The organism is Acetobacterium sp. K1/6 (assembly GCF_034438075.1).
Lineage (GTDB): Bacteria > Bacillota > Clostridia > Eubacteriales > Eubacteriaceae > Acetobacterium > Acetobacterium carbinolicum.
In genome coordinates this window covers 41117-53512 of sequence record NZ_JAXQGA010000012.1, presented here as the reverse complement: position 1 = coordinate 53512, position 12396 = coordinate 41117, and the positions used below count along the sequence as shown (strand labels likewise).

The following is a 12396-nucleotide window of genomic DNA, read 5'->3' as shown; positions in this document are numbered from 1 at the left end:
AGGTCTAACTTTCCTAAACACAATAGTTAGCGTTACCTCATTTTTTATACTATCAACGCTGTTATACTATGGCAGGTTAATTCACTCTTCTGATAATGACTTAATTTATTTATTTCTTCCATTAAAAATTCTTCTTTATTTAATTCCGTCTCAAAAATAGTTGTCAGAAAGGGATGCTCAGAAAAAACGGACGCCTTTATTTTATAATAGGCAAATTTGTTCTGCCGACGACTTTCCAAAAAACCAGCATCACTCATCAATCTGAGATGCTTTGAAAGATTAGATTGAGAGATTCCCAATAAGTATTCCAACTCGCAAACACACAGCTCCTGAACGTATAATAAATTCAGAATTCTTAGGCGATTCGTATCTGATAAAACCTTAAGTATTTCAACAACTGTCATTTTTTCACCTCTTGTATCTATAACTTTTATTAAAGCCACCACTTCAACGATTCATTTATAAAAATCAAAGCAAAGGGTTGTTAGTTAAGTTGCCTGCAGGCAACACCCAAACAACCCTTGCAAAATTTGCACCTTGAATATTATCTCTATGAACGTAAGCTTTTCAGACCTTTTTCATTGGTTTTCTGACCTGGTACGCGCCCGTTAATCATTCTTGATTATCGTAGCTGTTTGAGCCTTCGCAACCAGCTTCACTAATTCTTCTTCAGATAGTCCTGCCCAGGTTGCCAATTCTGTATTGGAAGGGTATCCTTTTTTCCTTTTTACTTCACCATCGACAATAGTGACCGGAAGCACTTCAACCCCTTCGTTAAGAATTAAATCATTTACTGTCTTGCTAGCAACAAAGGCCATTGGGTCTTCAGACAAACCATATCTGAGAATTTTTTTTCCTTCACCTTCTAGCACATTTAATATGGCTGAAACCCGTAACAACTCGGGGTCTACACCTGGTCCACATACCCCTGTTGAGCAGCACATGGCCGGATCATATATTTCTACTTTATTCATTTTCTTCTCCTTCTAAAAGATGAGCCTTTTAAAAAGCTCTGCTCTTAATCATTTAAATTAACAACAACCTGATTTCTGAGCTGAGTCCTCAACAATCAACTTGCCTTCATCATCGGTTTTTAACGTAACTGTGTTCGTTTTAATAACAGCTTCACCTTCCATTAACACATTAATGCCATTTACGACCACTGGTTGATCATCTGCTTTTTTATTGGTAAAAGTAAAATAAAGGGATGTTCCACAACAACCCTGTTGCAGGGATGCCTGGAGTGAATCTTGACCGCCTTCTTTTAACATTTCTTCTAATACCACTTTTGCTTCATCTGTAATAATCATTTTGTTTCTCCTCTTAGTTTTATTTTTAATTAATTCAACTTGTTCGTCGATCTGTCGAAACAGACTTGTTTATTTTTTCCAGGGAATAACCACATAGTTTCCTTTAGTATCTTTTGCAATTCGCTTGATCCATTTTTCTTCATTATTGGCGCGTGCCCGTAAGAATGGGTCCTTGGTGTCGGTGGCCAATAAACTGGCGTTCATAACCCACCACTTATTCATAATACCAGCACGTTTTAAATCTGCTTCTAAGCGCAGTGCTTCAAAAACTGGTGTTGCTTCTGGTAGAGCTACAATCACCACTTCCGTTTCGGCCTGATTTTGCAATCGTGGTAAAAGATTAACAACTGAATCCGGAATATCTGCATTGGATCGTTCCATTTCTTTATGATAGCTCTCAGTCGAGTTAAGGAGCAGCAAGGTATGACCAGTTGGTGCCGTATCAATCACAACTACTCCATCTTCAGCTTTTTTTACCTGTTCTGCAAAAGCTCTAAATACGGCAATTTCCTGGGTACAAGGAGATTCTAAATCTTCAATAATGTAATCAATGTCATCTTGACTCATATTCGCTGCTTTGGCTTTTCCAACGACCTCATCACGATATTTTTGCAATTCTTCGGCTTCATCAATATTACTGACACTAATGTTTTCACCACCCATAGTTGATGCACTGATATGCCCGGCTGGATCGGTGGTGGTTAGATAGACCTTCTTGCCCATTTTTGAGAGTCCCAGTGCTATAGCGGCTGCGATAGTCGTTTTACCAACGCCACCTTTACCCATGGTGAAGATCACTTTTTTATTTGAATCGTACATATCTTTGACCAGTTTTTCCAAACCAGGCAAGTCAATTGTTTCCTGAACTTTTTCAACATCAATCACATCATCTTCGGTGAATAGTCGGCGTATATTATCAACCCCGGCAACGTTATAGGCACGAAGCGGTAAGGTATAAATATCCAGAGTCTTTAAACTATTGGGAATATTTTTGACGGCGTCTTTTTGTTTGCCATAAAAGGCTGTCGCAATTTCATCGGTTTTGTCAAAATTTTCCAGCGCTCCGTTGATAATCAGAATTTGATTCTCAACGCCAATTTCTTTTAATTCCTTAGACGCTCTGGCTGCTTCTGCCAGCGGCGATGGTTCCGGTCGTGAAACTAGAATCAAGGTTGTCATATCACCATCAGAGAGGGTTCGCACGGCTTTTTCATACATTTTCTTTTGTTCGGTTAAACCGGATAGCTGCCCCAGACAGGAAGCACCATGGGTACTGTCATCAATAAAGCTGTCCCAGGCTGATGGTAATTGAAGCATTCTGAGGGTGTGACCGGTGGGGGCGGTATCAAAGATAATATAATCATAGTCTTTGCTCATTTTTTCATCAGTGATGAATCGGGAAAATTCGTTAAATGCGGCAATCTCAACGGTACAAGATCCTGCCAGTTGCTCTTCCATACTGGCAATCGCTACATCTGGTAATTTACCCCGGTATGGTCCGACGACAGATTCCTTATATTCTTCAGCGGCCTCGATGGGATCCAGGTTGGCAGCCATTAAATTAGGAACGTTCTTAATGGGAACCCCTTGGCCGGATAGTTCAGTTTCAAACACATCCTGCAAATTAGAAGCCGGGTCGGTGCTGACAAGAAATACTTTTTTCCCTTGATCGGCAAGACTCACTGCTGTTGCGCAGGCGGTGGAGGTTTTGCCGACACCGCCTTTGCCAGTGTAAAATAAATATTTTGTTAAGTTAACATGATCAGGTGTAAAATTTTTATACATGAAGGGCCTTCTTTCTTATATGAATAAGAATTCATATGTTCTTGTATTCATATGATAACTCTTTCATGTGAACATGTCAAGTGTTCTTTAGTAATTTAAGATCTCCCTTTAAAACCGCATCGAGACCTTATTAATTGATTTTCCATGCACATCATGCAGCGCTTCCATAATGGCTTCGGACAGGGTTGGATGTGGGTGGATCACATCAGCAAGCACTTCTGCCGTTAAACCAAGATGTACGGCCATGGTTAACTCGGCTAAAAGATCGGTCGCCTCAGGTCCAATAATTGAAGCACCAATAATTACATCTTTGTCATCCACTATAATTTTAACCTGTCCCTGGATTTTACCAATGATTTGGGCTTTTCCCAGTGATCTGAAGTCAAAACTACCCGTTTTATAATTGATGCCCTTTATCTGTGCTTCTTTTTCCGTTAAACCGACCGCGGCGACTTGCGGATCGGTATAGACACATCTGGGGATCGCTTTATGAACGCCTGTTTTGTTTTTCCCCAACATATTTTCTGCGGCGATAATGCCTTCCTTAGAAGCGACATGAGCTAAATAAGGTGTATTAATCAGATCCCCTACGGCATAAATTCCTTTTACACTGGTTTCTAGTGACTCATCGACTTCGATCCGACCTCTAGAATCAACTTTAATTCCTAATTCTTCCAGGTTAAGTCCTTTTGAAAAACTGGATCGACCGATCGAAAGCAGCATTATTTCAGCTTCTAAACGTTCACCCTTTTTTAATGTCACTGACACCCCGGAATTCTGAATCTTCACATCCGTAACACCATTGGCGGTCAATACCTTTATTTTTTCCCGTTTAAACTGCCGCAGTAGTTGTTTTGCTACACTCTCGTCCTCGGCACTTAAAATCTGGTCGGCCATTTCGACAATTGTTACTTTCGTCCCCAAGCGACTAAAAAACTGTCCCAGTTCGCACCCGATGACGCCTCCCCCTACGACAATCATCGATTTTGGCAGCGTTTTTAAAGACAGCGCTTCCGTACTGGTAATCACTTTCTCACCATCATAACAAAACATTTCCGGACAGATCGGGACTGACCCCGTTGCTAATAGTATTTTATCACTTACCAGTGTTAGCGCTTCGCCATCACTCCGTGCAACTTCAACCGTTTTAGCATCGATTAGTTTGCCGACCCCGCGAACCAGATTAACACCATTTGATTCAAAAAGAAATTCAATTCCCTTCACTAAACCAGAAACCAGCTTATCTTTTCGTTCAATAATTTGTTCTAAATTAGCAGTCGTATGATCATTAAAGACCCCAAACTTTTCGGCTTCTACTGAAGTTGTCAAAACATCTGCCGAAGCCAACAATGTCTTGGTTGGAATACAACCGATATTAAGGCATGTGCCACCAACCTCCTTTTTCTCAATAACTGTCACTTCTGCACCTAATTTAGCTGCCATAATAGCGGCTTCATAACCACCCGGACCCGCACCAATAACCGTAATTTTCATTGTGTCTCCTCTTTGGTTATCTGATCGTTTTGTTTTCATACAACTCAAACAACCGCACCTTCATATGATGTTTTATTCATACGATATCGTTTTCGTGCCAATTTGTCAACCGTAATTTTTTTGCCCCTTTTCCAAACCGATTCGTAGCGTCAGAATTTTAATCAACCCAAATTCTACCTGTTAATTTTATTGACGAAATTACCATTAGCGTCTATGATAAAAGAAACGACTAAGCATATTATTATTTGATTATAGAAGGAGTGTATTATGGATATTTATTTAGATAACGCTGCAACCACTTTTCCTAAACCGCTGGCAGTTCCCGAAGCAATTTACGATTATATTGTCAATAATGGTGGAACTTCCGGTCGCGGATCTTATGAAAAAGCCATTATCGCCGATGGTCTAGTCTATCAGACCAGAAAAAAACTGGCAAAACTCTTTAACCATAATGATCCTAAGACCGTGGTCTTCACGTCTTCCGTTACTGAATCTTTAAATCTGGCACTTCAAGGCATCTTAAAACCCGGTGATCATGTGGTGACCAGTTCACTGGAACATAATGCCGTCTGGCGATGCCTAAAAACCCTGGAACGGGATTTGGGGATTTATATTTCAATGGTCCCGGCTACAGAGCAGGGTGAAACAGATATCAGCGATGTGGAAGCAGCCATCACTCCCGATACAAAAGTTATCGTCTTCACCCATGCCTCCAATGTGCTGGGGACGATCCAACCAATTGGTGAAATCGGTGCCTTAGCCCGAAAACGTAACATCCTTTTACTAGTCGATGCTGCCCAAACTGCCGGGGTTATTCCGATTGATGTCCAGGCACAAAACATTGATCTTTTGGCCTTTACTGGACATAAAAGCCTTTTAGGACCGATGGGGACCGGCGGATTGGTCGTTAATTGCAATGCTGAAATCGATCCCCTCATCTCTGGCGGCACCGGCGGCGACTCCGCCTACGAATACCAGCCAGACTATTACCCCAACCATCTGGAAGCCGGTACCATGAACGTCAGCGGAATTATCGGTCTGGGTGCTGCCCTGGCATTTCTCGAAGCAGAAGGCCTGGAAACAATCCGACATAAAGAAGATACCCTAATGGACTACGCACTAAACGTTTTAAGTGAGATCCCTGGGCTTGAGATTTACGGTCCCCGGGATTCTTCCAAAACTGTTGGTGTTATTCCGTTTAATATTACAGGTCACGTCCCTGAAGAAATTGCTTTTTATCTGGATCAGGAATGTCATGTGATGATTCGTTCCGGCTTACATTGTGCACCCAGTGCCCATCGTCTGATTGGCACCGTTAGCCGGGGAACCTGCCGCATCGGCATCGGCTATTTTAATGAAACAGCGGATATCGATACCCTGGTCAATGGCTTAAAATCTTATTTAAAGGAGAACAACTAATGTACCTCTCAACTATCAGTCTTATTTACATCAAACCGTGTACCACCGGTGGTGGTCGGATTAAATTTCGTGCTAAACTCAGTAACCCGGTTCCTGAAGTGATGCCTTATCTTAATACTGTCATAAAAACCGGACTTTATCTTCCATCAGCGCAAACCTTCACCTACAAGATTGACAGTCATATTATCAATATCCATGAACGAAATCTCACCTGTACACAGTTAACCAATGAAGCAGAGTGTTATGAGATGATCGATCAACTCTTTAATCTGATTAATGAGACCTGGGAAAACCGAGATAACATCGTCCCTAATGAAGAGACCCGAGAGCGACCCAGTGCCATCCAGCTCTACAAATTGTTACCCAAAAAAGTTGGCTGCAAGGTCTGCGGTCAGGGTTCCTGTATGGCCTTTGCCTCCAAACTGATTTTAGGCACCACTCGGCTAAACCAATGTACCCTCATGAAAGAAGAAGCATATGCTCCCAATTATTTAAGCCTGGAAGCCCATCTCCAACTGCTTGGTTATGAAACCGACTGACTCTAGTTTATGAAAAAATAATCGTTAGTAATAAAAAAGCCAGATCTTCACTTAAAATGATCTGGCTTTTTTATTACTAGATACGTTGGATTAAAGAATTTTGCCAATTGAACTGGCAATTGCGCCGGGCGCCGGCAATTAATAATCGCCCCTACATTAAAGAGTTAATTCTACTTATATCGTTATTAAATTTTTCGCAAATTTATTGTTTTGCTATAATCTCATCAAAAATCTGACAGGTTTTATCGGCTGTTTGCTTCACAAATTCCATCTGTAAATCGGTGAGATGACGTGTTGATAAAGGCTTTTCAAGGGCTATGTCAGCGCCAATAATTTCAGCTACATCGACACTGCCAGCTACTTTATTGCTATATTTTTCGATAGCCCGTTTGGCACAGCATTTTGAACAGCCATCCACAGCAATGGTAGGATATTTTTCAGCAAATTCCCGTTCGCCGCCATCACCGGCAATAAACAAAGGTAAACATAGGGTGGATACCTTCCCCGGTCTTCGTTCTTCCATCATTTTTCTAACCGCCAGACGGGAAATCGTTCCACCCAGGCACTCTTCGCCACTACATGAAATAACGCCAATTTTGTTTCCTAGCATCTTAGTTCACCTCTCCCTTTATCGCTTTGATCTCTTCGACCATAATCTCAGCCAGTTCTTCGGCGTATTTCCAGCCATCATCCGTGAGATAGGTTCCGGTGCCATGTTCTTCACCACGATGGGCTTTCATAAAATCTGGGACCTTATGGCTTTTTGCAACAATCCCACCGGTTTCTTCGATACTCTTCTTGGCGCAATACTTGGCGCAGCCATCCATGGTGATGCAGGTTTCGCCTTTAATCTTCCCCACTACTTCGTCATCTCCAGTGACCACATGAGCCAGACAGAGGGTTTCTGTGTCGTTTGGACATTTCTCCCCGGTGACCATCAGCACTGATTCCCGGGCCAATAGGCCAAATACTTTTCCGATCCCGCTACAGGGTACTACTTTTATTTTAGACATCAATTTCTGCTACCTTTCTCTTCAATATCTCAAAATAGGCCAGGCAATCATGGAGAAGATCCTGATCTTCTTCGAAATCACTAAGACGAACCTCCACCAGCCAGCCTTTTTCATAAGGGCTTTCATTAACCTGCTCGGGGGCATCATTTAAACCGGTATTAACAGCAACCACAGTACCAGACACCGGTGAAATAATTTCAAATACCGCTTTGCTGGATTCGATGCTACCTAAATCGTCAAACTGTTCAAATTGATCGCCGATTTCCGGCGGGTCAACATAGAGAATATCAGAGAGATTCTGTTGCACATAATCACTAACACCGACCCTGGCCATATTCCCTGATACTGATACCCAACAGTCATTTTCATTGAAAAAATAATTTGCTTTTGGCACCTTAAAAATAAACTTACCATGAGAAAAAGAATCATATTCCACTAAGTCCGGTTTAATGAATTCCGATTCGAGCGGTTCTGCAGTGGAACTGTTTACTTTTTCCAGCACCGCCTGAACCACTGCCAGAGTGTCCGCATCTTCGCGGATTTCAACTCCCAGCTTGATCTCCAGAGCCTTGGCAACCTCGCTGACATTGATCTTTTCTTTGATGGCAAGTTGTAAATCTCCGGCTAGTTTGCTGGCACAGCGGGTATTGCAACCATCGATCACCGTTAAGCTGCCAGCTTCCAAAACTTTCTCGTAGCGACTTTTATTCTGATTTAGTAAAACCGGACAGATAAGCTCCACTTCTTCTGATTGAGCCATCTCCAGGGCAACACGTCGGGACAGATCCCCAGCACATTTATCCAAACCATTACAAGGCAATACACAAATCAATTTACTCATCGGTTGCCGCCTCTTTTTCTGCCTTACGAATGGCTTTAATCTTCTTAGTCGTTTCCGGTTTGTCGGGAAATGTAATCGCATCCGGACCACAGGTTTTACTGCAGGCGCGACAAAAGACAACACAGTTATTAGGGTTTTTAACCTTTAGTTTGGGCTTGGCGTTTTCATCGACTTCAAAGACCTGATGAGGGCAAAATTCCACACAATCCATACAATCGTTACATTTTGTAAAATCAATTCGGGGAGACCAATCAATCCGATCCCGTTCGACACCCATAAAAGTTGATTCGCTCATGACTATACCTCGTATCCCATTTCTTCCAATTTATTCTCAACCACTTCAAACGCTTTTTCATTGGTCATATCGCGGATGTCGAGCATCACGGCATCTTCTTCAATACTTAGTCCCGCTTCTTTAAAGGCATCCTTAAACATCTTCTTTTGCATATTGGGCGCACAGGCACCAATAATTACTTTTCGATGGGACTTTAAAAAATCGGCTAAGAAACGATCGCCGTCTTCCTCACATAGTTGCGGATGAATAAAAGCGTATTCAACCGGTAACTCAACCCGCACCTGATTGATAAAATCCCAAATGTCCATGGCCTGAAATCCAGGACATTTTCCGGTACAGACACACATAATAAAACCTGGTAATTCTTGACTCATATCTTCTACCTCGTTTGTAATATAATTATTTCCTTATGGATAGCTACATTATACGCCTCACCTTTATAGGTGTCAAGCGTAAAAGATAAAGATTGCTTTTTAATAAGCAATTGCTTATAATGTTATTGAATCAACAGTTTTTGTTTGCGTTCAGTAACATTACCAAATAGAAAAGAGGCCACTTATGAATGCTGACGATGTTTCTGTAAAAATCTTCAAAGCGCTGGGCCATCCCATTCGTTTACAAATCGTAAAATCACTCCTGGTCGAATCACGTTGTGTGTGTGATCTCAACCTTTCTTTTGATTTTAGCCAGGCTAATCTGTCCCAACATTTAAAAATTCTACGCGAAGCGGGAATATTGGAAAGTAAAAAAATCGGTGTTGAAATGCATTATCGAGTAAAACTAAAAGGCATCGCAAAACTATTAAGTACCATGGATCAAACCGTGGAAGAGTATTTTGAAACACTGGTTTTTAATAGAACTTAAGAAAGAGGTAACTATTATGAAACTTAAAATTTATCCCTGTCCCGGACATTGCAATGTCAGTATGATGACAAAAACCGTTGCCCAGTATTTTGGAATCATTGATGAGGAAAACATCACCATCCTCCCCCATGTCAGCATGAACATTCTTGCGGAGGTTGAAGCGGCCGGTGACAGTGAAAAGTATATTTCGCTCAATGGCTGTCCGTCAACCTGTGCCTCGATGGCTTACGAAGACATGGGCTATGAACACTATGATGAAATTGTTATGACTCCGGATTATGATATCAAACACAACGAAAAATATACCAATCTGGATGATATTGAAAAAGAAATCGCACACGTCCAGAAAGCCCTTGATAAAATTCTAGAAGTTACTCAGTAATTGCAAGTCTCGAAGTTTTGCATGATCCGAAAATTTTTAATTAAACCAAAATTTAACACAACTTATCTCGTTCGTATTTTTTGATTATGATATGCTTATAGCCAAATCTTTGTTATAAGGAGTCAAAAACATGATAAAAGTACTATTTGTCTGTGTCCATAATTCTGCCAGAAGCCAGATGGCCGAAGCTTTTTTAAACGATTTGGGGAAAGACTATTTCATTGCTGAAAGTGCCGGTCTGGAGCCGGGCACCATCAACCCCCTGATTGTCAAGGTCATGGCTGAAGTCGGATATGATCTCAGTCAAAACGATACCAATTCGGTATTCGATTATTATAAAGAGGGTCGTTTATATTCCTATATTATTAAGGTTTGTGATCTGGAAAATGGCCAGCGTTGTCCGGTTTTTCCACTGGCCAGGAATGTGCTTGACTGGAACTTTGAAGATCCGGCTGCTTTTACCGGTACCGAAGAGGAAAAACTTGAAAAGGCTCGACATCTGCGCTATAAAATCCGCGAAAATGTCATTGATCTGATTAATACCTACAAAGATTCCATTTAGATTTTTATAAAACAGGAGAAAATAATGAGCAAACCCAAAGTCGCCTTTATCTGTGTCCATAATTCCTGCCGGAGCCAGATGGCCGAAGCCCTGGGCAAAAAATTTGCCAGCGATGTCTTTGAAAGCTATTCAGCCGGCACCGAAACCAAACCGCAAATCAATCAGGATGCCGTCCGTTTAATCAAAGAACGTTACCATATTGATATGGAAGCTACTCAGCAATCGAAGTTACTGACCGATCTTCCTCCCATAGACATAGTCATCAAAATGGGGTGCAACGTCATCTGCCCCTACCTACCCAGCCGTTATGTTGAAGACTGGGGACTGGAAGACCCATCTGGAAAAAGTGATGAAGAATTTATGGCAATCATTGACCAGATTGAGAACAATGTAAAAAAACTAGCCGATAACATCCAAAATAACATCCTTCTTCTTACTTCTTAAAAGACAAAAGCCGGGAAATTTTTAAATTTCCCGGCTTTTGTCTTTGTTTTTAATTATTTGATGTCTTTATATAATTGGTATTAGCTTCTTATTTTTGTTCGATGTCGTAGCGGATTCGTTTTTCCGCCACGGTCCCGATGTTATTTTCCAGATAGGTTTTGGTCTCCTCCAATCGTTTGACTTCTTCTCTATAGTCTCTATTTTTTTTATTGACATCGATGCTTTCCTTTCGTATTTATCTAAACTTTATTGCGTTATATCCCTAAACTCTTTAGCTTTTTCTGAAGGTAGAATAACGATGATGATTGGTATCAATCAGTTCTAGTCCGGTTTTTTCGGCAATTACTTCAAGTGTTTTAACTGTATAAAAGGATCGATGGGACTGGTCCCGGACATAATGCCAGGTTCTAAAAGCGTTATTATCATTATGATGAAAAAGCGTCATGATTGATAAAATGCCCTCGTCTTTGAGCAAACTTTCAAATAAGCTGAAATACGCCAGCGGATCATCCAGATGTTCCACCACTTCGGTTGATGTCACCAGATCATATTTTTTTCCAACATAAACCTTTTGAGGTGAATAAAAGTGATCATAAATATCCATGGTCAGACCATAATCCCGTTCCAGTAGCGTGGCTAACACCGGTGAGGGACCACTACCAAAATCCAAACCATAACCCGGCTTTGGGTAATGGTTAAAGACCGCCGCGTCAAGAAATTTTTTAAAATAGGCAACATAGCGGGGATCTTCAATGGAATTTTCATGGGTTTCATATATTCCAAGTTCTTCTTCATGACTAAGTTTCAGGTTTTCGTCTTTTGCGATAAACTCACAGGCTTCGCAATAATAATAAGCCGCCCCAAGGGTTTCGATAACAATTTCCCGGGTTTGGCTACCACAGATTTTACAGTGATGGTTCAAAATAACTCCGTTCTATTTACACATAACTAAAAATGACTCCTCCGCACTGGAAAATCATTTTTATCGTATCCTGATCTAAATTGCTATTATAACAATTCTTTACTATAAATACCAGTTTTTATCTTTTTTTTAATAGTCATCGCTTAATATTTATGCTATCTTTAAAATTTACATATCGTTATATTGGAGGAACACATGCACCTAAATCAAAGTAAACGCAAATTAATTATAATTACTAGCAACTTAAAAAGATCAGTTTGCCCATAATTGAGCCACTGATCTTTTTTTATTAGGACTGTAAATATTTCTTGAGTTCTTTAACTGAAGGGATCTTGCCTGCAAATTTCACCTCTTCATCTACCACCAACGCTGGTGTTGACATAATCCCGTAGGCCATAATTTCCTCCATACTTTCCACTTTTTCAATCGATGCTTCAATCTCCAACTCTTTTAGTGCTGCTCTCGTGTTAGCTTCCAATTTTTTACAATTTTTACAACCTGGTCCCAATACTTTAATAATCATATC

General features: G+C 40.9%; 18 protein-coding genes. 6 read left to right on the top strand and 12 right to left on the bottom strand.

Annotated elements, in window-relative coordinates:
* Positions 1 to 44: 44 nt before the first annotated feature.
* The 5 genes from U2P91_RS11735 to lpdA form a co-directional block, all read right to left on the bottom strand.
* Positions 45 to 404: an ArsR/SmtB family transcription factor gene (locus U2P91_RS11735; protein WP_111886466.1), complete on the bottom strand. Its 360-nt coding sequence runs from the start codon at positions 402 to 404 to the stop codon at positions 45 to 47.
* A gap of 204 nt (positions 405 to 608) precedes the next feature.
* A complete protein-coding gene (arsD, locus tag U2P91_RS11730) occupies positions 609 to 974 on the bottom strand; it encodes an arsenite efflux transporter metallochaperone ArsD (protein WP_111886465.1) in 366 nt (121 codons plus the stop codon).
* A gap of 57 nt (positions 975 to 1031) precedes the next feature.
* Entirely contained in the window at positions 1032 to 1310 is a 279-nt protein-coding gene (locus tag U2P91_RS11725) for a hypothetical protein (protein ID WP_111886464.1), read from the bottom strand.
* A 69-nt stretch (positions 1311 to 1379) separates the two neighbouring features.
* Complete coding sequence (gene arsA, locus U2P91_RS11720) at positions 1380 to 3095, bottom strand: arsenical pump-driving ATPase (RefSeq protein WP_322519687.1); 1716 nt, start codon at positions 3093 to 3095, stop codon at positions 1380 to 1382.
* A gap of 108 nt (positions 3096 to 3203) precedes the next feature.
* Positions 3204 to 4589: a dihydrolipoyl dehydrogenase gene (gene lpdA, locus U2P91_RS11715; RefSeq protein ID WP_322519686.1), complete on the bottom strand. Its 1386-nt coding sequence runs from the start codon at positions 4587 to 4589 to the stop codon at positions 3204 to 3206.
* A gap of 267 nt (positions 4590 to 4856) precedes the next feature.
* On the opposite strand from lpdA, the gene U2P91_RS11710 reads away from it, so the two are divergent.
* Both U2P91_RS11710 and U2P91_RS11705 read left to right on the top strand, forming a co-directional pair.
* Positions 4857 to 6008, top strand: a complete 1152-nt coding sequence (locus U2P91_RS11710; protein WP_322519685.1) for an aminotransferase class V-fold PLP-dependent enzyme — start codon at positions 4857 to 4859, stop codon at positions 6006 to 6008.
* Positions 6008 to 6547 (top strand): (Fe-S)-binding protein, encoded by a 540-nt coding sequence (locus tag U2P91_RS11705; RefSeq protein ID WP_322519684.1) that lies wholly within the window; start codon positions 6008 to 6010, stop codon positions 6545 to 6547. The genes U2P91_RS11710 and U2P91_RS11705 overlap by 1 nt, the downstream gene beginning before the upstream one ends.
* A gap of 202 nt (positions 6548 to 6749) precedes the next feature.
* On the opposite strand, the gene U2P91_RS11700 is transcribed toward U2P91_RS11705, so the two are convergent.
* Genes U2P91_RS11700 through U2P91_RS11680 form a run of 5 tightly spaced genes read right to left on the bottom strand, consistent with a single transcriptional unit; the run spans position 6750 to position 9070 of the window.
* Complete coding sequence (locus U2P91_RS11700; protein WP_322519683.1) at positions 6750 to 7157, bottom strand: putative zinc-binding protein; 408 nt, start codon at positions 7155 to 7157, stop codon at positions 6750 to 6752.
* A 1-nt stretch (position 7158) separates the two neighbouring features.
* Positions 7159 to 7560 carry a putative zinc-binding protein gene (locus U2P91_RS11695; protein WP_111886458.1) on the bottom strand — a complete coding sequence of 134 codons (402 nt, stop codon included), beginning with the start codon at positions 7558 to 7560 and terminating at the stop codon, positions 7159 to 7161.
* Positions 7553 to 8401, bottom strand: coding sequence for a glycine cleavage system protein GcvH (gene gcvH, locus U2P91_RS11690; RefSeq protein ID WP_322519682.1), 849 nt, complete (start codon positions 8399 to 8401; stop codon positions 7553 to 7555). The genes U2P91_RS11695 and gcvH overlap by 8 nt, the downstream gene beginning before the upstream one ends.
* Positions 8394 to 8696, bottom strand: a complete 303-nt coding sequence (locus tag U2P91_RS11685; RefSeq protein ID WP_111886456.1) for a 4Fe-4S dicluster domain-containing protein — start codon at positions 8694 to 8696, stop codon at positions 8394 to 8396. Before U2P91_RS11685 ends, gcvH begins: the two co-directional genes overlap by 8 nt.
* Positions 8697 to 8698: 2 nt before the next feature.
* On the bottom strand, positions 8699 to 9070 hold the full coding sequence (locus tag U2P91_RS11680; protein WP_111886455.1) for a hypothetical protein: 372 nt from the start codon (positions 9068 to 9070) through the stop codon (positions 8699 to 8701).
* A 184-nt stretch (positions 9071 to 9254) separates the two neighbouring features.
* Here U2P91_RS11680 and U2P91_RS11675 point away from each other — a divergent pair, with 184 nt between their 5' ends.
* From U2P91_RS11675 to U2P91_RS11660, 4 genes are all read left to right on the top strand, one after another.
* On the top strand, positions 9255 to 9560 hold the full coding sequence (locus U2P91_RS11675; protein ID WP_111886454.1) for an ArsR/SmtB family transcription factor: 306 nt from the start codon (positions 9255 to 9257) through the stop codon (positions 9558 to 9560).
* Between the two features lie 16 nt (positions 9561 to 9576).
* The gene (locus U2P91_RS11670; protein ID WP_322519681.1) at positions 9577 to 9942 is read left to right on the top strand and encodes a putative zinc-binding protein; all 366 of its coding nucleotides are present in this window, start codon (positions 9577 to 9579) and stop codon (positions 9940 to 9942) included.
* A gap of 130 nt (positions 9943 to 10072) precedes the next feature.
* Positions 10073 to 10504: an arsenate reductase ArsC gene (locus tag U2P91_RS11665; protein ID WP_304888902.1), complete on the top strand. Its 432-nt coding sequence runs from the start codon at positions 10073 to 10075 to the stop codon at positions 10502 to 10504.
* Positions 10505 to 10528: 24 nt separating this feature from the next.
* Complete coding sequence (locus U2P91_RS11660) at positions 10529 to 10948, top strand: arsenate reductase ArsC (RefSeq protein WP_322519680.1); 420 nt, start codon at positions 10529 to 10531, stop codon at positions 10946 to 10948.
* Positions 10949 to 11219: 271 nt separating this feature from the next.
* Here the strand turns inward: U2P91_RS11660 and U2P91_RS11655 are convergent, their stop codons facing one another.
* Positions 11220 to 11870 (bottom strand): class I SAM-dependent methyltransferase, encoded by a 651-nt coding sequence (locus tag U2P91_RS11655; protein WP_322519679.1) that lies wholly within the window; start codon positions 11868 to 11870, stop codon positions 11220 to 11222.
* A gap of 289 nt (positions 11871 to 12159) precedes the next feature.
* On the bottom strand, positions 12160 to 12393 hold the full coding sequence (locus U2P91_RS11650) for a thioredoxin family protein (protein WP_322519678.1): 234 nt from the start codon (positions 12391 to 12393) through the stop codon (positions 12160 to 12162).
* Between the last annotated feature and the right edge of the window lie 3 nt (positions 12394 to 12396).